This is a genomic window from Gemmatimonadaceae bacterium, assembly GCA_030647905.1.
Taxonomy (GTDB): domain Bacteria; phylum Gemmatimonadota; class Gemmatimonadetes; order Gemmatimonadales; family Gemmatimonadaceae; genus UBA4720.
In genome coordinates, this window is sequence record JAUSJA010000033.1 from 16,509 (window position 1) to 36,709 (window position 20,201).

General features: G+C 63.7%; 14 protein-coding genes. 3 read left to right on the forward strand and 11 right to left on the reverse strand.

Features of this window, described 5'->3' with window-relative positions; genetic code table 11:
• Window positions 1–106: 106 nt before the first annotated feature.
• The gene (locus Q7S20_11550; GenBank protein MDO8502465.1) at window positions 107–1,441 is read left to right on the forward strand and encodes a M20/M25/M40 family metallo-hydrolase; all 1,335 of its coding nucleotides are present in this window, start codon (window positions 107–109) and stop codon (window positions 1,439–1,441) included.
• Here the strand turns inward: Q7S20_11550 and Q7S20_11555 are convergent.
• The 5 genes from Q7S20_11555 to Q7S20_11575 form a co-directional block, all read right to left on the reverse strand.
• On the reverse strand, window positions 1,438–2,505 hold the full coding sequence (locus Q7S20_11555) for a maleylacetate reductase (protein ID MDO8502466.1): 1,068 nt from the start codon (window positions 2,503–2,505) through the stop codon (window positions 1,438–1,440). The genes Q7S20_11550 and Q7S20_11555 overlap by 4 nt on opposite strands.
• The gene (locus tag Q7S20_11560; GenBank protein ID MDO8502467.1) at window positions 2,502–3,149 is read right to left on the reverse strand and encodes a hypothetical protein; all 648 of its coding nucleotides are present in this window, start codon (window positions 3,147–3,149) and stop codon (window positions 2,502–2,504) included. The genes Q7S20_11555 and Q7S20_11560 overlap by 4 nt, the downstream gene beginning before the upstream one ends.
• A 32-nt stretch (window positions 3,150–3,181) precedes the next feature.
• Window positions 3,182–4,285 carry a VOC family protein gene (locus tag Q7S20_11565; GenBank protein MDO8502468.1) on the reverse strand — a complete coding sequence of 368 codons (1,104 nt, stop codon included), beginning with the start codon at window positions 4,283–4,285 and terminating at the stop codon, window positions 3,182–3,184.
• 125 nt (window positions 4,286–4,410) lie between these two features.
• A complete protein-coding gene (locus Q7S20_11570; GenBank protein ID MDO8502469.1) occupies window positions 4,411–5,034 on the reverse strand; it encodes a c-type cytochrome in 624 nt (207 codons plus the stop codon).
• 84 nt (window positions 5,035–5,118) lie between these two features.
• On the reverse strand, window positions 5,119–5,400 hold the full coding sequence (locus Q7S20_11575) for a hypothetical protein (protein MDO8502470.1): 282 nt from the start codon (window positions 5,398–5,400) through the stop codon (window positions 5,119–5,121).
• A gap of 149 nt (window positions 5,401–5,549) precedes the next feature.
• Here Q7S20_11575 and Q7S20_11580 point away from each other — a divergent pair, with 149 nt between their 5' ends.
• Window positions 5,550–7,295 carry a hypothetical protein gene (locus Q7S20_11580; protein ID MDO8502471.1) on the forward strand — a complete coding sequence of 582 codons (1,746 nt, stop codon included), beginning with the start codon at window positions 5,550–5,552 and terminating at the stop codon, window positions 7,293–7,295.
• 79 nt (window positions 7,296–7,374) lie between these two features.
• On the opposite strand, the gene Q7S20_11585 is transcribed toward Q7S20_11580, so the two are convergent.
• The 3 genes from Q7S20_11585 to Q7S20_11595 all read right to left on the reverse strand — a co-directional run bounded on the left by Q7S20_11585 (window position 7,375) and on the right by Q7S20_11595 (window position 11,772).
• Complete coding sequence (locus Q7S20_11585; GenBank protein MDO8502472.1) at window positions 7,375–9,453, reverse strand: hypothetical protein; 2,079 nt, start codon at window positions 9,451–9,453, stop codon at window positions 7,375–7,377.
• Window positions 9,454–9,556: 103 nt separating this feature from the next.
• On the reverse strand, window positions 9,557–10,237 hold the full coding sequence (locus tag Q7S20_11590; protein MDO8502473.1) for a response regulator transcription factor: 681 nt from the start codon (window positions 10,235–10,237) through the stop codon (window positions 9,557–9,559).
• Window positions 10,234–11,772, reverse strand: coding sequence for a HAMP domain-containing sensor histidine kinase (locus tag Q7S20_11595; protein ID MDO8502474.1), 1,539 nt, complete (start codon window positions 11,770–11,772; stop codon window positions 10,234–10,236). The genes Q7S20_11590 and Q7S20_11595 overlap by 4 nt, the downstream gene beginning before the upstream one ends.
• Before the next feature lie 99 nt (window positions 11,773–11,871).
• Between Q7S20_11595 and Q7S20_11600 the strand changes: the two genes are divergently transcribed.
• Window positions 11,872–12,183, forward strand: a complete 312-nt coding sequence (locus Q7S20_11600) for a hypothetical protein (protein MDO8502475.1) — start codon at window positions 11,872–11,874, stop codon at window positions 12,181–12,183.
• Window positions 12,184–12,362: 179 nt separating this feature from the next.
• Here Q7S20_11600 and Q7S20_11605 read toward each other — a convergent pair whose 3' ends face one another.
• The 3 genes from Q7S20_11605 to Q7S20_11615 form a co-directional block, all read right to left on the reverse strand.
• Entirely contained in the window at window positions 12,363–14,474 is a 2,112-nt protein-coding gene (locus Q7S20_11605) for a prolyl oligopeptidase family serine peptidase (GenBank protein ID MDO8502476.1), read from the reverse strand.
• Window positions 14,475–14,734: 260 nt separating this feature from the next.
• Window positions 14,735–16,756, reverse strand: a complete 2,022-nt coding sequence (locus tag Q7S20_11610) for a 3-hydroxyacyl-CoA dehydrogenase NAD-binding domain-containing protein (protein MDO8502477.1) — start codon at window positions 16,754–16,756, stop codon at window positions 14,735–14,737.
• Between the two features lie 217 nt (window positions 16,757–16,973).
• Window positions 16,974–20,168 carry a hypothetical protein gene (locus Q7S20_11615; protein MDO8502478.1) on the reverse strand — a complete coding sequence of 1,065 codons (3,195 nt, stop codon included), beginning with the start codon at window positions 20,166–20,168 and terminating at the stop codon, window positions 16,974–16,976.
• Between the last annotated feature and the right edge of the window lie 33 nt (window positions 20,169–20,201).

The window sequence follows — 20,201 nt, forward strand, 5'->3', positions numbered from 1 at the left end:
ACATTCCATCATCCCGGACAGCATAACGATAACCGTCCGGACGCGGTCGCGTGCAAGCGGCCGCGTCGTCTTTGTTCCCATCTCCGAAACAGGATCCGATCGCCGAATGCCGAATCTCCAAAGACTCCGCAGCGCTGCACCTGCAGCCCTGCTTGCCCTGTGCCTCACCGCGGGCGTCGCTCCACTTTCCGGCCAGGTGTTGTCGCCCGCCGAGCAGAAAATGCGTGCCTATGTACATCAGCACGTCGCCGATCAGACCGCATTTCTCGAGAAGGTGGTCAATATCAGCTCGGGCACCATGAATCATGCTGGTGTTCGCGCCACAGGCGACGCGTTCGCGGCGGAGCTCAAGGCGCTTGGCTTCGAGACGCGGTGGGTCGGGATGCCTCCGGAGATGAAGCGCGCCGGTCACCTGTTCGCCGAGCACCGGGCACGAAAGGGTAGAGGAGCGAAAACGGGGATGACTGTTCTGCTGCTGGGGCATCTCGACACCGTTTTCGAGGGCGAGAGCCAGAGGTACACGCTGATTGACGACTCCACGGCGAAGGGAGCCGGCACGGGCGACATGAAGGGTGGAGACGTCGTATTTCTGTATGCGCTCAAGGCGATGGCGGCGGCAGGGACACTGGCCGACGCGAACATCATCGTCGCGTTGATGGGCGACGAGGAAAGCGGGGGAGAGCCGGACAGCGTGTCGCGCCGCGACCTCGTCGAGGCAGCGAAGCGAAGCCAGGCGATTCTGGCGTTCGAGGAAGACGCAGGCAAGGCGACGATCGCGCGGCGCGGCTTCAGCTCATGGCAGGTTGCCGTGACGGCGCGGCAGGGCCATTCGGCGGGAGTGTTCTCGAAGGGATCGGGCTACGGCGCGATCTACGAGGTCGCGCGGATTCTCGACGAATTCAGGGAAGCGCTGTCGTCGGAGCCCAATCTCACGTTCAATCCCGGCGTGATCGTCGGCGGGACCACGGTCACGTTCGACAGCTCGACGCTCTCGGGTACGACGGCGGGCAAGCTCAACATCATCGCACCATCGGCGTTCGTCGAAGGTGATCTTCGATTTCTGACCGCGGATCAGCTCAACAGCGCCCGCGCGAAGATGACCGGGATCGTTTCGATGAGCCTGCCCGGCACTTCGTCGAAGATCACGTTCGCCGACGGCAATCCTTCCATGCCGCCGACTCCGGGCAACTACGCGCTGCTGGCGGTGCTCGACAGTGTTACGCGCGCGCTGGGTCAGGGCCCGACAGAGGCGCTCGATCCGGGGCAGCGTGGCGCGGGCGACATCTCCTACGTCGCGCAGTACGCTGACGCGCTCGACGGGCTCGGCGTGAATGGAAGCCGCTCGCACACGCCGGACGAGACGGTGAACCTCAAGTCGCTTCCGATCGCCACCGAGCGCGCGGCGGTGCTCATCAACCGCCTGGTGCACCGCAAGCGCTAGTCGCTCAGGTACGCTTCATCCCCGGTGAAGGCAGCGACGAGCAGCTCGCTGATTCCTTCCCGGGTGACGGCACGCGGGTTGGGGTACTGGCGCGCCACCGCAAGCTCGGCGGCGCGATCGAGATCTTCCTCGTGCATTCCGATCTCACGCAACGAAAGGGGCGCGCCGATTGCCCGTCCCAGCGCGTGCAGCCGCGTCGGCGTATCGCCACCGTCGAGCGCGCGCGAGACTGATTCCATCGCCCCGTGCGCGGCGGCGCGATTGTACGCGGCGGTGTACGGCAGCAGCACCGCATGAGTCTCGGCATGCAGGAGATCGAAACTTCCGCCAATGGTGTGGCAGAGCTTGTGGTGCAGCGCCATCTGCACCGTCCCAAGCGAGAATCCGGCGAGCCATGCGCCGCGCAGCGCGGCCGATCTCTCTTCACCATCGGACGGAGCGGTGACGAGATTAGGCAGGGCACGCGACAACAGGCGAATTCCTTCCTGCGCGGCCAGCGAGGTGAGCGGATTGGCGTCGGCAGCGTAAAGCGCTTCGACGCAGTGAGCGACGGCGTTCAGCCCGCTGCATGCAGTCGTTCGCGGCGGAAGCCCGAGCGTGAGATCGGGATCGTAGATAACGACCCTCGGCTGCACGCGCGGATTCCGGCCCGTCTCCTTTCTGCCTTCGGTCGTGAGCCCCCAGATCGGGGTCATCTCGGATCCGCCGTAGGTCGTCGGCACGGCCAGGATCGGGAGCGTAGTGCTCAGCGCTACTGCCTTCGCCACGCCGATGGCTGACCCGCCTCCGAGCGCGACGATGCAATCCGCTCTCGAAGACGAAGCGGCCTCGCGCGCCGCGAGTGCAATCGCCTGCGGCACGTGCGCCACCGCCCTTTCGAAGCTTTCGACGATCCGGCCGCCAAGCATCGCGCGCGCGCTTTCCGCGAGTGATGAGCGCCCCGGGGTGGATACGAGCATCACCCGTGTTGCGCCAAGCCGGTCCAGCTCTACCATTGCCTGCGCGAAGCATCCCGCGCCGAAAACGACACGCGATGCCTGCGATTCGAATGTGAAGGAGCTCACGATTCCGTGCCGGCTGCCCCTATCATCATCGCGCGCACGGCCGCGATCTCATCCTCGTTGACGAGATGGCCCATCCCCGGGTACAGCCGCATCGTGACTCGCGCGTTCATCCGCTCGAGTACCGCTGCCGAGTCGCGCACGCGTTGCGCCGGGACATGGCCGTCCACGTCGCTGCACCCCAGAAACGCCGGCGTCTCGCCGAAGTCGCCGTCGTAGTCCCGCGTCGTCCCGTCGGGTCCGATGAGGCCGCCGCTGAGGCAGGCGATTCCTCCGTACCGCATCGCGTGCCGCGCCGCGTACTCGAGCGACAGGCACGCTCCCTGTGAAAATCCAAGCAGCATCGTGCGCCCGGCGGGAATTCCCGCGTCACGGATGCGCGCGATCACGTCACCGATCGCGGCGAGTCCCGACGTGATGCCGGGCTCATTGCCCGGAATCGGAGCCATGAACGAATTCGGATACCACGTGTCGCCGCTCGCCTGCGGAGCGAGGAAGGCGAAACCGCTGGCGCCGAGCGCGGGCACAAGGGTGAGGATGCTTTCGGCGGTCGCCCCGCGACCGTGCACAAGGACCATCGCGGCGGTCGCGCGCTCAAGCGGCTCGCCCGCCATGCGCACGGGTTGATCCTGATGCGGTTCCGCCATTCGCTCGTCTCCCTGATTCACATCATCACCGGTCAACCAACAGCTGCGGCAGCGTCCGGCGTGCGATTCCACGGGTCCACAGTGATCGGCTCGAGCGAGGCTTCGATCCTGTCGCGGCTTGCGGCAAGCCACGGCGGGAGCATGAGACTCTCGCCCAGCGATTCGGCCGTCTCGTCCACGTGGAATCCGGGACCGAGCGTCGCCAGCTCAACGATGTGTCCGTCGGGATCGTGCATGTAGATGCTCTTGAAGTACACGCGGTCCATCACCGGCGTCACCTGCAGGCCGGCGGAGACGAGCTTCTCGCGCCACTCGAGCTGCGTTTCGTCGTCAGCGACGGCGAGCGCGAAGTGATGCGTTTGTCCGGCGCCCATCCGTACGGGCTTCTCGCGATCGGGCTTGCGCTCGAAGTAGGTGACGAGCGTGCCCGGCCTGCCGTCGCCGACTCCCCAGTACCAGTGGAACGATCTGGGATCGTCGAAGTTGTTCGTGCGCTTCACGAGGCGCATCCCGAGCAGCCCGCTGTAGAAGGCATTGGTCCGCTCGATGTCCTCACCGATGGCGGTGAGGTGATGAATTCCATGCTCGAGCCGCATGGAGGGCGTGATCGCGGGCACTGGCTCCGGCCACGTTGTAGCCTGTATGCGCGCCTTGTCGCGATTTCCGGTGAGCATCTCGGGCGGCGGCGCGCGATGCGACATGCCGAGCTGATCGGCGGGCTCGTCGCGCGTCCATCCCGGACCGCGAGTCGCGATCTCCACGATCGTTCCGTCGGGATCGCTGATGTAGATGCTGGTGAAGTAATGCCTGTCGAGCGGACCGTTGACGGCGATTCCCATGTCCACCAGGTGGCGCTTCCACCTGAGCAAACCATCGTAGTCGGCGACGTGCAGCGCGAAGTGATGAGTACCGCCAATGCCCGGAGCTCCGTGAGTGGCGTTCGGCCACTCGAAGAACGTGATGAGCGATCCGGGGTCGGCGGACTCGTTGCCGAAGTAGAGATGGTACGAGGTGGGCGCGTCGAAGTTGACGGTGCGCTTCACCAGTCTCAGACCCAGCACGCGCGTGTAGAAATCAGTGGTGCGCTGGGCGGACTGGCAGACGATCGTGATGTGATGCAGGGAGAGGATGGACATGGCCGGAGGAGATCGGGTCCCGGCCGCCCTCACAGTGGCGGCCTTCCATGAACTTTCGCGCACATCACGCCGCGCCGCTAGTCAGGACGCGCGCGTCGTCCTCCTACCCGCTACCCGCTGAACTTCTACTTCAACGACCGGACATACGCGACGAGCGCCGTGACCTGATCGCTCGACAGATGCTTGCTCTTGTGAGCCGAGGACGAAAGCGTTCCGGTGCCGTTGGCGATGCGGTTGGCGAGATCGGCGTCGCTACGTCCCTGTACCGTGCTGCTGCGGAGATCGGGGATTTTGTTTTTCCTTCCCATCGCCGTGTTGCCGCTGGCGTCGGCGCCGTGACAGGAGACGCACTTGCTCTTGAAGATCGACTGCCCCGTGGAGACCAGCGACGCGTTCGACGAAGGCGCTGGCGAAGGCGTCGAACTCGTCGTGGGAGCGGGCGCGGCGGGCGGCTTCGCCTCCGTCGCCGGCGGCGCGGTATTCGCGGGTGGCGGCGTGCTCTTGCTCGTCGTCGAGCCGGCCGTGCTCGGTGTGGTGTCCGTCACCGGCGCGGACATCGACACCGTCGCCGTCGTCTCACTGCCCGTCGTCTTCACGTTGTCGGTCTGCTTACAGCCGACGGTGGCCAGAAGGAGGAGCGAAGCGCACAAACTGATGATCGTCTTCATCGGAATCCTTTTCGTCTTGAGCCTGACAGCACGATGGGCGCGAGCGGTCGCGACGGCCCGCTCGGCCTGCTGGCGCTGCATCCCACTCAGGCAATTGGCGTACCAGCCAGAGTACCGCCGCGTGACCTGTCCCCGTCGGCCCCTCGGCCTTGTCGGAGCGGCAGGTCACGTGTCTTGCGCCGACGGGCGCGCGCGTCGTGCGCGCCACAGGTTGAACAACCAGGAGCCGAGGAGCTGGCCCGTCACGGCGCTGGCCAGCATGAACGGGACGAACCACCAGCCGAGGCCGAACGAGAGCCGCATCAGGATGACGAAGGGGATGGGCAGGTGAATCGCAAGAAACCACTGCCACGAGAGCCTGCGCACGGTCGCCCGGTATGCTCCGAACGGCAGATTGATGGCGATGGCCAGGAGTATCGTGACTGATTCGAGTTCGAGATTCGTCATACGGAATTTCGTGTAAGGACTCAGACAGTATAGGGCAAAGTCCACCTCGACAGGCACTGTACTCTCCCAGGATGTTCATGTAGGTGTGATTTTGATCACATTCTCCAAAGATGCGGGATTGAGTTTTTATCTACTTGCAGGGAGAAACCATGGCGGATCGGCTTTCGGCGCTGGAGCAGCAACTCCTGGACTTGCAGCAGAGGCTGGAGAAGCTGGAAAAGCGCATGGACGCCGGTGTGCTGCCGGCTGCGCATGCTGGCACCCTGCGGGAGCTGCGCCCGCGGACAGTTGTTGAACCTCCTGGTGAAGATGAAGAATTGGCAGCAATCGCTTTCAACTTCACTTCCTTTCTTACGCTTTCAGGAAGGAGCCTGATCATCCTGGGGGGCGCGTACCTGATTCGGGCTATTACCGAAAGCCGCACGCTGCCCGCGCCGGCAGGAGTAGCGCTCGGACTGGCTTACGCGGTGTTGTGGATCCTTGCCGCAGGTCGTGCAGCGGGAAAGGGCCTTAAGGGTGATGCCACGTTCCATGTCGTGGTCGCGACCGTCATTGCCTTTCCTCTCATCTATGAAGCCACGGTTCGCTTCCATTTTCTCGGGCATCAATCCAGTGCGACTGCTCTGGGTTTTCTATCTGTCCTTTCGCTCGCGATCGCGTGGCGGTTCAGCCATCAGATCATGGCCTGGATCATCACCGTGGCCGCTCTGATCACCGCAGTGGTTATCATGGCAAATACCGGCGCGGTGCTCTCGTTCGGGGCCTTCCTGTTAGTGCTTGGGCTTTCCACCTTGTGGCTGGGATACGACCGGGAGTGGACCCTTCTGCGCTGGCCGGTGGCCTTGGCGGTGGACTTTGTCGCGCTAGGTCTCGTGCTGCGGGCCATTGGGCCGGAGCGACCAGATCCACCCGCCATGGTCATTGGTTTGCTCATGGCCCTGGTGGGTAGCTACATCGCGAGTTTCGCTGTGCGAACCCTCGTTCGCGGTCGCGATATTGTGCCTTTCGAAATCTTCCAAACCGCCGCCAGCATCCTTCTGGGGCTAGGTGGATCGGTGGTCGTGGTGCGGGCCACTCACTCCGCAGTTGAACCGCTCGGTGTGATCAGTCTGGCTCTGGGCGTGGGGTCCTATGCGGTGGCCTATGCATTCATAAGCCGAACGCACGGGAAGAGCGTGAATTTCTATTTCTATACGGCTCTGGCGTTGGTGTTCGCGCTGGCCGGTCTCCGCCTCCTGCTTGGAGACACGCTTCTCGTTCTTTCGTTCTGTGCGCTTGCCCTGATCGTCACGCTGTTAGGGAGACGATTCAACCACCCCGCATTGCTGCTTCATGCATTCACTTACCTGTTGGGAGCCGCCTGGGTTTCCGGCCTGCTGAAGGATGCGGAATCGTCCATTCTGGGTGATGCGGCGGCCCGTCTCCGGGAGTCGGGGTGGATTGGATGGTTGGTGCTGCTGGCCTCCGTCGGATGTGCGCTCACCTTGAATCGCAAGCGGGAATCTCAGGTTGGCCTCATGACCCGCGTGGCCCGGCTGGGTCAGGTAGGACTTCTGGTGCTGCTGCTGGGTGGAACGACCATTTATCTTCTCGTGGTTCTGATCACCCAGCTTCGCGGCCATCCCCTGGAACAGGGCGGGATCGCCACCCTTCGAACGGTGGTATTCGCTTGTTCCGCCGTCACTTTGGCAGCCAGCGCTCGCCGTTGGAAGATCCATGAAATGGGTTGGCTGGCCTGGGTCCTCTTGGGGGGAACGAGTCTGAAGGTGCTGGTCGAGGATCTGCGGTATTCCGGCCCTTCGTTGCTTTTCATGGCCTTCGCCATCATCGGAATCGCATTCATTCTTGTGCCCAGGCTCCTGTCGAAGACGCGATCAGTAACACATTCGGGATAGACTCACCGATGCACGAACTCCGCCTTCGAGCGGGGGCCGTTGGCGAGAAAGCATGTATGGCGTCGGTCCGGCGCAGCGGTCAGCGGCGCTTGGCTCTTGTCGGCGACTCCGGTTTTGGCAGGAAGTTTTCCATCACCCAGACCTCCAGATTCACCTTGACATCGTCGATCGCCACTCGACGGCCGTCGGGGTGCAGCCGCAGCCCCCCTGTCAACTGACCGGCAACGTTTAGCCCCATCCGCTGCGGTTCTCCGCCCTCGGCTGCGACACGCCACAACTGCCATTGCTGATTCCTGTAGGGAACCTGCGCCTCTCGTTTGATACCTTTCAGAAAGGCGACGTAGCGGCCGTCCCGCGTCCACGTCGGCGAACCCCAAAAGGGGATCTCCTTCTCGCCGTCGACCCTGACCAACTCCCGGGTCTCTCCCCCAGCGGCTGGCATGACGAGCAGGATCTGTGACCCGCTCTCGTTCACAGCGATCACGACTCGCCGGCCATCGGGCGACCGCACGCCCGCGTAGAGCCCTCGTTTCTCAATGACTACCGTCTCCTGGCCGGACCGTAGATCGTGGGCCACGAGACCAGACTTCTTGACGTAGAAGATCGTGTTGCTGTCCCGGGAAAACCCGAAGCGCGGCCAGCCTCCCAAAGCCGGAAGCGGCATCAGCGAAGTCACTTGCCCCGTTTGGACATCAACTCGTATCAGGCTCTTGCCCTTCCCAGCCTCATCTGCCGGAACCACGACGGCCTTTCCGTCCGGCGTCCAGCGTAGGCTACCCATCCCGATTGTCCTCTCCCCGACCCGAAGCTCTCGCTCCTCGCCCGTGTCCATTGAGCGGATGATCACAGCCTGGCTTGGCTCGCTGGAGACAATGCCCGCGAGCGAGCGTCCATCAGGAGACCAGTCTGACCCACGCATGTTGCCGTGCCGGAATGCAGATTGTGACGGTGAGAGCACGTTTCCAATGGCCGAGTCGAGCTCGGCAATCTGGACGCCCCAAACGTTGTTGTTGACCGCGTAGTAGAAGGCACCCGAGCGGGTGAACCCCATGGGCAGGAAACCCCAGTCCTTCTTGACGAACACCGGTTCGCCCTGCGCCTTCCCGCCGGCCACCGCGACGAGCCACGCGTCGGCCGATCCCGAACGCTCACTGGAGAACAGAATGTGCTTCCCGTCCGGAGCCCAGCCCATGACGCTGTGGTTCGACCGATCCGGGATGAGCGGCGACTCAATCCCCGTCTGAAGTTCGAACAGCGAGAACCCCTCCATGGTGGACCACGCGATGTACCATCCGTCAGGCGAGAACACTCCGCCCGGAGAGAGTCCTCTTCCCGCCGCCTTCAGCAGTTTCGCCGAGCCGTCAGCGACGGCCACCAGCATCATGTCGCGGGATCCATCGATCTTCGTGAATTCGGCAAGCAACTGCCTGCCGTCAGGCGACCATGCCAACGGGATGTGGTGTTGGATTCCACTTTCGGCGGCCCGCAGAACCCGCGGCTTCGAGCCGTCGAGCCCGACGACGTAGAGGTCGTACCCGCCGCTCGAGCCGCTCGAGCCGCTCCAGGCGTAGGCGATGCTCTTGCCGTCGGGCGAGGGTACGGAGTACTCGGCGAACCCCCCCGACCCAGTCAGGCTGCCCTGGTCGGTCAACCGCCGGTTCTGGCCGGTGGCGAGGTCGCGGATGGCGACATTTCCGCCAGCCTCCCAGTCCGTGATCGAGAGGAAACGGCCGTCGGGCGAAACCTTGCCCGTCACATCCGCTCCCGCCCACACCCTCCTCACGGCCAGCGTCGAGCCGTTTGTCGCGACTGTCGCACCCGCCGAGAGAGCGCCGAGGCGTGCACGGGCGACCGCCACTTGCTCGGACTGATCCGCGTAATCGCGAATCACGCGCTGATACGAACTCGTGGCGTCCGCGTTCCCCAGCTTCTCGTACGCCTGCCCAAGCTGCACAAGTGTCCTCGCGCTCAGCGCGCGATCGGTGGAGTGCTCGTTGAGGATGCGCTGATACAGGGCAATCGCGGACTTCAAGTCGCCATCAACGCGCTCCTTCCGGAGTGCCTGCTGAAAGAGATCGGTCCCACTCTGCGCCGACGCCGGTGAGGTGCCGGCAAGGGTCAGGAGCACGGCAAGACATGTCAGGACGATGCGCTTCATGGTGCCCTCTGTGTGGATCAGGAGACGTTCTGGTTGTTCTCCAAACTGGAGCATGCTGCCCCGCCATGTGTCACGTGCGCTTCCAGTAAATGCAAAGTTTTTGTCACGAGACGAACTTGTAGCCCACGCCATGTACCGTGAGCAGATGCCGCGGATTGCCTGGATCGTCTTCGATCTTTGCGCGCAGCGACGCCACGTGATTGTCCACCGTGCGCGTCGTGGGATACTCGCGATACTCCCATACCTCCTCCAGCAACTCGGACCGCGTGACGACTTTTCCCGCGCGGCCGACGAGCAGACGAAGCGTTCCGAACTCCTTGCGCGTCAACTTGAGCGGAGTTCCACTTCGCTGCGCCTCGAAGCGCCGGAAATCCACGACGACATCGCCAAACCTCACCTCGTCGGGAAGTTGCGTGGTGGGGTTGCGACGGCGAAGCAGTGCGCGCACGCGCGCCTGCAACTCACGGAGCGAAAACGGCTTGGTGAGATAGTCGTCCGCGCCGAGATCGAGGCCATGCACGCGATCCGTTTCTTCGCCGCGCGCGGTGAGCATGAGAATCGGAACGCTCGCCCCTGATTCGCGGAGCCGCCGGCACACGTCGAAGCCGCTCAGCTTCGGCAGCATCACGTCGAGGATCACCAGATCGAACCCCCCATCGCGAGCCATGCGAAAACCCGAATCTCCATCAATCGCCGTCACCACATCGTACGACTCAAGCCTGAGATTGTCGCTCAACCCGCGCAGGATTGCAGGATCGTCCTCCACCACGAGCAGGCGGCTCATCTGCCTGGCTCGAGCGGGAGGTGAATCGAGAACGTGCTCCCCCGTCCCACCTCGCTCTCGATTTCCAGACGGCCGCCGTGCGCGGTTACGATGTGTTCGACGAGTGTAAGACCCAACCCGGCGCCTGGAATACCTGCATTTTCTGCCGAGGGTACGCGATAGAACTTCTCGATCACGCGCGCCTTGTGCGTGGCGGGAATTCCCACGCCGCGGTCCTGAACGTCGATGATCGCCTCGCCATTCACGCGGCGCAGGCGCAGGTCGATGTCGCGGCTCTCGCCCGAGTACTTCATGGCATTGGTGAGCAGGTTGAGCACCGCTTGCTCCACGGCATCCTCGTCGGCGGCCACGCGTGGCAGCGCGTCAGCCGTTTCCACGTGAAGGCGAAATCCGTGCTGCGCCAGTGGATACTGCAGCATCCGCGCGCAGCGCTCGACGACGTCGGCCAGCGTCGTCGGCTCCAACCGGTACTGCTTCTGGCCGCGCTCGATCTTCGAGAGGTCGAGCACATTATCGAGGAGCCGCGTCAGGCGTTCCGTCTCGTTGACGATTGTGTCGAGGTATTCGCGCCGAGTGGCGGGATCCTGGAAATGATCGAGCGACAGCGTTTCCGCGAACATTCGGATCGCCGTCAGGGGCGTTTTCAATTCGTGCGATACGCTGGCGACGAATTGCGACCGCAGGTTGGCCAGGCGCAGCTCGCGCCGCACGTCGAACCAAAGCAGGTAGGCGCCGAACAGCGTGACGCCAAGGACGACAATGAGCGTGCCGAGGTAGAACGGTCGCGCGATGCCACGGTCCCCGGACAGCCCGCTGACGGGCCCGAGCTCCATGCTCAGAAAGGCGAAGTCAGGGCCCAGCAGCCGTTCCGCTGTGTCGCCAGGCAGCGCCATACGAATGTGGCCGCTCACCCCGAGTTCTGATGGGAGGGTGCGGTTGACCGTCGTCAGAAAGCGTGCAGCGTCGATCGCAATGAGCACCGACGCCCTATCTCCTGCGATCGTCGCCGCGCCCACGAACCAAGGCTCGCGCCCATACATGATCCAGCGCGGCGCACCAGACGTCGCACCGGCGTGCAGCAGCGGGCGAAGTCCAAGCTCAGGAAGCTCCGACTCCAAGGCGACGGTTTGCTCCGCTGTACGGATGCGCTCATCGAGAAGGCGTCGCAGCGACGCGGACTGTTCGACCTCGCGCTCGCGCGACGCACGAGGCGTCAGGGTATCGACAATCTGTCGAAGCATATAGAGCGCTTCAGGCGCGAGACAACACCGCTGGCGGGTCTCGTCAGATAGCCGGTCCAGCACGCGCACCGGTCCGCTATCGGTCAGCTTTGTGGCGGCATAGAGCGCGAGCGGCACCCCATGTTCGTCGGCGGCATCGAAGCCGAGCGCGAAGACCTGCGCGTACTGCGCCGTCGCCTCGCGAGCTTGACCAAGCCTTGCGAGCACGCGAGCGAGTGCGAGTTGTGCATAACCCGCCTGTTCGGTGCGACGACCCGCGGCTATTGCCTCCCGATACAGCGCGGCCGCTTCCACGAGATTTCCGCGCCCGAACTCCTGAGACTCGGCGAGGCGAAGCTTGTCGCCAAATACTCCCCCGGACGAAGCGGAGGAAAGGCTCACGCGGGCTACCGCTTGCCATGGCGGCACGAGGCGGCCACCAACAACGTCGGCGACGAGCCGCACGCTGGAATCGGTGTACGACAGATTGCGGGCGACAGAGCTGCGCGCGGCACGCGTGCTCAACTCCTGCGACGTGATGCTTTCCAGTCGTGCACGAAGGGCCTGCCGAACCTGCACGAATACGCGAGCCCGGTCGTCCACAGAGCGCTTCCCGGCCAGCTCGCGCTCCTGCCGCATGCTCTGCACCGTGAGCAGTACGAGCACGGCACAAGGCAGAAGGACGGCCGCCAGAAACAGCGCGATGAGGCGCCGTTGAGAGCGTAAGACCATCATGATAAGAGGGCCGGGGAAAATCGCGGGTCTGTTACAACTTATAGGTGCTCAGGATGCAGATGTCATGAAAATGTCACGTAGCTGAGCGCGAGCGTTCAGCGACACGATTCCGGGTAATGCTCCCCGATCTCATTGACGCCGTAGGGGCTGGTGATGGTTTCGCGCACTCATCACATACTCGGGCCGCCACCCAACTGCCGCCACAAATAAGCATACGTAAGCGCCAAACTCTTCGCCCTCTGCTCGTTCGTAACCCCCGCACCGTGGCCGCCTTCAGTATTCTCGAAATAATAGAACGGCAATCCCATTGACTCCATTTTCGCCGCCATCTTTCTGGCATGTGCGGGATGCACGCGATCGTCCCGCGTCGTCGTCGTGAACATCACCTTGGGGTATTTTGTACCAGCCCGAAGATTCTGATAGGGCGAGTACTTCGAGATGTAAGCCCACTCCTCCGGCTTGTCAGGATCGCCATACTCCGCCATCCAGCTCGCGCCGGCGAGCAGGTGGTTGTAGCGCTGCATGTCGAGCAGTGGTGACTGGATCACAACCGCCTTATACAGCTCCGGCTTCTCGGTGAACGCAACGCCCACGAGCAAGCCGCCGTTACTGCCGCCCATGATCCCCAGATGCTCTGGTGATGTTATGCGTTGGCGTATCAGCTCTTCGGCGACCGCCGCGAAGTCGTCATAAATGCGCTGGCGATTCTCCTTGAGACCAGCGCGATGCCACGCCGGGCCGAACTCTCCGCCGCCGCGGATGTTCGCGAGCACATAAGTCCCGCCGCGCTCGAGCCAGTTGGCGCCGACCGTAGCGCTGTATGATGGCGTACTCGACGACTCGAACCCGCCGTAAGCGTAGAGCAGCGTCGGATTATTGCCATCGTGCGCCATCCCCTCGCGGTGCACGATAAAGAAGGGGATCTTCGTTCCGTCCCTCGACGTCGCTTCCATCTGCTCTACGTGCAGGCCTTTCGCGTCGAACTGCGCCGGCAACCGCTTCACCTCGGAGACTTTCCCATCCTCGCTCGCGAGATAGAGCGTGGTTGGCTGAATGAAGTTCGTGTAAGAGAAGAAGAACCGGTTTGACCTGGGCGAGCTCGCCATCACGGCAATGCCGCCGAGGTCAGGTGCCGGCACTTTCTCGAACGACCAGGCGCCGTTCTCGTGGCGGTACCGGCGCAGCTCGCCGCGCACGTTATTGAGCACGTTGATCAGCAGATAGTCGCGCGTGGACGCGATGCTGTTGATCGTTTCGCGAGGCCCGGGCTGTATCACCAGCTTCGGGTCACGCTTGCCGGCGAGAAAGTCGTCGACCGGCATCGCCACGAGTGATCCCGTGCCCCATGTCTTCCCACCAACCTGCCACGGATCGCGCACGTACACGACCATCTGATCGCGCACCAGATACAGATCCGCGTCCGCCGGGACGTCGAGCTTGACCAGGCGGCCGTCCCGATACAGCGACTTCGTACCCTCGTAGAAAGTCTTGTTGTCGTAGACCACGACGTAGCGCCGATCGCCCGCGTCGCTCGCTCCTGTAAACGCCCCCATATGCTCGGCGGGCGTCTCGTACACTATCGTCGCGGAGGACAGCGGTGTACCACGTTTCCAGAGCTTGATCACGCGCGCGTAGCCGGAGGTGGTCATCGAGCCCGGTCCGAAGTCCGTGCCCACCAGGAGCGTGTTCGCGTCGACCCACGCGGTAGACTTCTTTGCCTCCGGCAGCCGGAACCCATCCTTCACGAACTGACCGCTCCGGAGATCGAACTCGCGAGCCTCGCTCGCGTCCGACCCACCGCGCGAGAGAGAGACCATGCACAGCCGCTCCTCCGGATCGAAGCAATCGGCGCCACCCCACGACCACGTCACGCCTTCCGCCTTGGCCAGAGTGTCCACGTCGAGCACGGTCTCCCACTTCGGATTGCCGGCGATGTAATCGCTCCAGCTCGTCCGCCGCCAAATACCGCGCTTGTGATCGGCATCCTGCCAGAAGTTGTAGAGCATGTCTCCGACGATGCGCGGATACGCGATTCTGTCCTTCGAGTCGAGGATCTGTTTCGTGCGATCGTAGATCGATTGATAGAGCGGCGTGGCGCCGAGCACCGCGATGGTCGCCGCGTTCTTGGCGTTGACCCAGTCCATCGAGCGCTTGCCGTCGATATCCTCGAGCCAGATGAATGGATCCGTCGCAGTCTGTTGCGCGGCCAGCGCGACCGGTACGATCGCGGAGCAGGAGAGAAGAGCAAAAAGGCCGAGCGAAGTGGCTGTGTTTCGTTTCATGATATCTCCAGTGGGACGTCGCACGGCGTTTAATATCCCCCGCAACGGTTGTCCGATAGTCCTACTGGCCGCGCAGAGCGACATCAACGGTGTAACCGTCCTTCGCCAGCAGCATGCGGAGGAGCTCTACCGCACTTTCGTTCACGTGACGTAGCAGCTCGAGCTGTCCACCCGCCGCGGTGAGCTGCGCTCTCGCCTGACGCTGAATGGCATCTCCTGTCTTCGCGCGTAAACGGGTTCCACAGTGCGCAGCGATCAGCTCACCGATGCACGAACTCCGCCTTCGAGCGGGGGCCGTTGGCGAGAAAATTCCCCACGCCAATCCGCATGTCCTCGGTCGCACAGCACTGCCCGAACATCTCCGATTCGAAGTGCAGGCCTTCGGGGAGTGGCTTGCTGCATCCTTCGAGCAGCGCGCGGCACATCAGTGCGTCAATGGCGCGGCTCCTGTGGCCAAGCTCGACCGGGGGAAGTTCCGCCGGCGTCGCCATCGCACCTGGATCAATCACCGGGAGCGTGACGTCGCCGCGCGCCGCCGCGCGCGCGAGCTCGATCGCCCGGTCCACTACGTCCCCGTCAACCTCCTCGCGAATCAAACCGCAAGCAACCGCCTCCGGTCCCGACAGACCGCGCCCGGTGCGCAGCATTTCCGCGGCCTTGCTGATGCCCACCAGACGCGGGAGACGCTGTGTAGCGCCGGCGCCGGGGACGATCCCGAGGTTTACTTCGGGTTGTGCAACCGCCAGCGCGAGACCTTTGCGCGCGACGCGCGCAGTGCAGCACATGGCGAGCTCATTGCCCCCTCCCAACGCCGAGCCGTTGAGCGCGCACACGACGGGTTTCCCCAGCTGTTCGATCAGATTCCCGGCGCGCTTCGAACGCTCCGACGTCATCGTGCCGTGCGCCGGACTTTCGATACGCGACAGAAAGTTCACGTCGGCGCCGGAGACGAATGACTTGGTGCCAAAACCGGTCAGCACTACGGCCGCGATTTTCGGGTCCGACTTCAAGGCGACGAAGCTTTCGTAAAGTTGTTCGAACACGTCATCGTTGAGCGCGTTGAGCACGCGCGGCCGGCGAATGGTGAGCACGGCAACGTCGAGCGCGTCGCGCCTGAGCACGTGGTTGACGCGGAACGGATGCCCGTCGCGCGCCTGATCCGAGATGCAGCGCGGAACGGCAAACCCCGAATGGCTTGCGGCGTACGCTTCGACCAGCGTCAGCGCTGTACCGACCCCCAGCTCATTCATGAACCCGAACGGCGAGCGCATCGCGAGCCCGGTTTCAACTGCGACCTCGAGGTCGGCGAGTGAGATGATCCCGCTGTCGAGAATCTGTCCCACGAGACCGAAATACGCGCCGCGCATTGCGTCGCGTATCCGCTCCTCCTGTTCCGGCGGCATGACGATGTGTTCGTCGCGCCCGGGAACGTCCCACGGTTTGCCCGAGGTGATCGCGTCCCGCATCAGCCGCGGTGAACGCCACCAGATGCCGAGCTTCGATGTCATTTCATCGAGCGCATGATTGGTGATCGGGTTGCCCCCCGTGAGGTTCATCGCCGTGAACGGGCCCACGCCAAGGCCAAGGGCGGTGCGCGCGGCCGCATCGACCTCCCTGGTCGACCCCAGCCCCTCTTCCACCGCGAGGGCCGCGGCGAGGAACAGCCCTTCGAACACAGGGTTCACGGCGAAGCCATACCGCCCGCCAACCCGGACGGGCACTTTGCCGATCTCCTCATACAGCGCCATCAATGCGTCGACGAGCGCCGGGGCGGTCTCGCGACCGGGCACAATCTCCACCAGCGCGTTGCGGTCGGCCGGGAAGAAGTAATGAATGACGAGGGTGAGGTGTCGCGCGCCAAGAGACGCGAAGAGCTCATCGGGTTCGATGTGCGATGAGTTCGACGCGAGAATCGCCCCGGGACCGCACAGCTCTTCGAGTTGGGCGAAGATGCGACGCTTGACGTCGAGGTTCTCCGTGGCCGCCTCGATGACGAGACTCGCGCCGCGCAGCTGCTCGTAGTCGCTGGTGAAGGTGAGCAGGCGCCCCATGCGCTCTGCCGCCTCCGGGGTGAACGCGCCGCTCTCGCGCCCCTTGGCGATTTTCTGCTCCACCCTGGCGCGTCCGCGCTCGAGCGCCGCGGTGGAGACGTCAACGACGACGACGGCAACATCGCGGGCGCACAGGGACTTGGCGAAATACAGCGCGATGTCGGGACCGATCTGCCCCGATCCGACGACACCGATCTTGTCGATCTGGAAACCTCTGAAGGTGTATCCCACTGTCGAATCCTCCGGTTGCAACCGGGCTTAACTCGCGGCCGGGGGGCGCGCATGCAGGGCAATCACCCTTGAACACCGGCCCTCGGCAACTGACATGTATTATATCGAACGTACGTTCGCAATTCAGGATAGGGCGGCGGTTGGTCGGATCAAGGAGCCGTCGTCTGCAGACGCCGTAAAGCGGCACCGTCCACAAGCCATGGCGGAGTTCGGCTGCTTACTGCGAACGTCGCTTTGCAACGAGCGCGCTCCAGCGTGCCATGACATCCCTGTACTGCTGTCTCGCCTTCGCCACAGCATCCAACTCTCTCGCGGTGGGAGCGACATCGGCTTCCTGCATCGCCATCGCCGCCGCCATCATCGCCGCACGTGCACTCTCCAGAGTAGCCGGCCCACTCGGCGCCTGACGGAATCCGGGCCTCGTGCCACTCACAGGTGGCGGTGCGATGGAGTCGACCTGCGACTTCAACGCCGAGTCGCCGGCACTCGTCAGTCGATCGGACATCGCACGCGCCGCCACGTAGGCTGCGCGCAGCGCGACCGCTCCGTCGTACATCTCACGCGAAAGCGCCGCGACCTGCGCGATCGCTGACGCGGGGGTCTTCACGCGAGGGTCGAGAACGAGCGTGAGCGGCTGCGTCCAGATCTTGCCATCGGCAACGAGGCGCACTGTGTACGAGCCTGGCGGCGCCCACGGCGTAGTTGCGGCGAAGTACGTTCGATGCGGCACCGCTCCGGTTGCCGACTCGCTGGGCGCCGTTCCATCGATGGGATCGTATCTCATGTCCCAGCTGAAGCGATGCATTCCCGCACGCGACGATAGCGCCACGTCCGGAGCGGCCCAGTACAGGGGAACCGAACAGCGTGGCGCGCCGGGATTCCGCTGGCAGATCCCGTAATACGCCTCAGGATTCAATGCCGGATCGGGTCCGGGAATCGTGTCGCTGCTCGAGTATGCGCGAATGACCTTGCCCGCTGCATCCACGATCTCGAGTCTCACCGTGCCGGCATTCGCGGCAAGGTGGTAGTCGATGATCGCACCGGGCGGTGGATTCTCGCCCGCCGGAACGTCCGGCGGCCACGGAGTTGGATCGTTCTCCGCGAAGCGCACGCGGACTGCTGTTGCCGGCTTCACCAGATATGATGCGAGCCGCGTGTTGGCAGCAGTCGCCATCGCCCTGAGCGGCGTCACGTTGTCGAGAATCCAGAAACCTCGGCCGTGCGTGGCGGCGATGAGGTCCGAGCAGAGGCAGGCGGAGTCGTCTTTCAATTGAAGATCGCGCACGGAGATCGCCGGCATGTTGAGGCGAAGCGATTGCCAGTGATCGCCGTCGTCACGCGAGACCCACACCTGGGTGTCCGTACTACCATACAGTAGTCCCTTGACCTGCGGATCCTCGCGGATCGAGTTCGTCACCGAGCCAGGCGCGATACCGGTGTTGATTTCCGTCCACGTGCGCCCGCCGTTGTGCGTCCGCCACAGGTGGGGATTCATGTCGTTGACACGCATCGTATTCGCGGCCGCGTACGCCGTGTTCACGTCGAAGTGCCCCGCCTCGATGTTGAAGATGCGCGTCCATGGCTTGATCTCGGGCGGCGTAACGTTCGTCCACTTCGCGCCGCCGTCGGTCGTCACCTGGATGTTGCCGTCGTCGGTGCCCGCCCAGATGACGCCGATGTTCTTCGGCGAAGGCGAGAGCGCCGTAATCGCTCCGAGCGGGACAGGGGTGACGCCGCTCGCGTACTTGCCGGCGTTCGCGGGCACTTCCCAGGTCTGCCGGGCGAGGTCGGGGCTGATGCGGGTCCATTCCTTGCCGCCGTTTGTCGTCTTCCATACTGCGTTGGAGACGTAGTACAGCGTGTTGGGATCGGGCGGCGACCAGTTGATCGGCATTGTCCGAACGTTGCGGTTGTAGCTCTCGCTGTTCGGGCCTTTGGCGCTCATGTCAGGTCCGACGTATGTCGTCTGCGACGTCCTGCGATTGTACAGCGACACGTTGGTGCGCGCGCTTCCGTAGACCAGGTCCGGATCCTTCGGGTCTGGCGCGGCGATTCCATACTCCTGGATATTCGCCGGATGCCAGTCGTGGAAAGTGATCATCCCGTCGGGTGAGCGGCTGTCGACACAGGCGGAACCGGCATCCTGCTGGCCGCCGCATACACGGTATGCGAAAGTATTGTCCGTGGAGACGTGATACATCGCGGCCGCCGGCTGCGTATACCAGTTGCTCCATGACACGCCGCGGTTGGCCGAGACGACCCCGCCCTGATCGGAGATGGCGAGGATGATGTCGGTATTGTCCGGATTGATCCAGATGCGCTGGTAGTCGTCGCCTCCCGGCGAGCCACGCACGGCGGTCCATGTGACGCCGCCGCTCTCGGAGCGCCACATGACAACCGATGCGCTGTAGATCACGTTCTCGTTCTTCGGATCGACGGTAACTGTAGGAAGGTCGCCGCCGCCGATGCGCGCGAGCGGCCGCGGATCCACGACTTGAGTCGAGTCGCTGATTACGGGTGCCCAGTGCTCGCCGCCGTCGGTGGTCTTGTAGAGATTCACCACGCCGGTGACGCTGTTGGTCGGTGTCGCCGTGGATGCGAGCGCATAGATCACCTTCGAGTTGCTCGGTGCGATCGCGATGTTCGCCTGGATTACGCCCGGCAATCCAGTGGTGAGCTGCTTCCATGTGGTGCCGCCGTCGGTGGACTTGAACACGCCGTTGGCCGCATCGCCGAATCCCTGTCCTTCGATGAAGCTCTGCTGCTGCTGCCAGAGCGCCGCGTAGACGATGTTCGGATTGGCCGGATCTATGCGGACATCGTTGCCGCTCGTGTACTCGTCCCGGTAGAGAACCTTCTCGAACGTTTGTCCGCCGTCGGTGGAGCGGAAGATTCCGCGCTCCTCGTTCTGCCCGTACGGATGGCCAAGTACTGCGACGAAGAGGCGTTCGGGATTCCCGGGATCGACGTCTATGTACGCGATCATCTGGCTGTTGCGGAGGCCGAGGTGCGTCCACGTCTTGCCGGCGTCGGTGGACTTGTACATCCCGTCGCCGGTAGCGAGGTCGGGTCGAATGATTCCGGCGCCGCTGCCTACATAGATGATGTTGGGGTTGGATGGCGCGACTGCGATGGCGCCGATCGATCCCGTGGGCTGGTCGTCGAAGAGCGGGAACCAGTTGGAGCCGAAGTCGGTCGAGCGCCAGACTCCGCCGTTGTCGAAGGTGATGTAGAAGGTGTTCGGCTGCGATGGCACTCCTGCCGCGGCGCGCCCCCGGCCCCCGCGAAACGGCCCGATGTGGCGCCAGTGCATCTCGGCGCTCGGAATGACGAGTGATTGCGCGTCAGCGGCGGAGCCGAAGGTCGCAAGGGAAGCGATGAACAGGAATGAGCGCAGGGGCGACGCGCGCACGGGTACTCCTCGTTAAATGGGCCGACGGTCGAG

What these genes read in the sequence shown, in the direction of transcription:
- Q7S20_11575 (MDO8502470.1), bottom strand. Translation starts at nt 5,400, where the DNA reads ATGACGAATCTCGAACTCGAATCAGTCACGATACTCCTGGCCATCGCC.
- Q7S20_11580 (MDO8502471.1), top strand. Translation starts at nt 5,550, where the DNA reads ATGGCGGATCGGCTTTCGGCGCTGGAGCAGCAACTCCTGGACTTGCAG.
- Q7S20_11550 (MDO8502465.1), top strand. Translation starts at nt 107, where the DNA reads ATGCCGAATCTCCAAAGACTCCGCAGCGCTGCACCTGCAGCCCTGCTT.
- Q7S20_11585 (MDO8502472.1), bottom strand. Translation starts at nt 9,453, where the DNA reads ATGAAGCGCATCGTCCTGACATGTCTTGCCGTGCTCCTGACCCTTGCC.
- Q7S20_11565 (MDO8502468.1), bottom strand. Translation starts at nt 4,285, where the DNA reads ATGTCCATCCTCTCCCTGCATCACATCACGATCGTCTGCCAGTCCGCC.
- Q7S20_11590 (MDO8502473.1), bottom strand. Translation starts at nt 10,237, where the DNA reads ATGAGCCGCCTGCTCGTGGTGGAGGACGATCCTGCAATCCTGCGCGGG.
- Q7S20_11570 (MDO8502469.1), bottom strand. Translation starts at nt 5,034, where the DNA reads ATGCAGCGCCAGCAGGCCGAGCGGGCCGTCGCGACCGCTCGCGCCCAT.
- Q7S20_11605 (MDO8502476.1), bottom strand. Translation starts at nt 14,474, where the DNA reads ATGAAACGAAACACAGCCACTTCGCTCGGCCTTTTTGCTCTTCTCTCC.
- Q7S20_11560 (MDO8502467.1), bottom strand. Translation starts at nt 3,149, where the DNA reads ATGGCGGAACCGCATCAGGATCAACCCGTGCGCATGGCGGGCGAGCCG.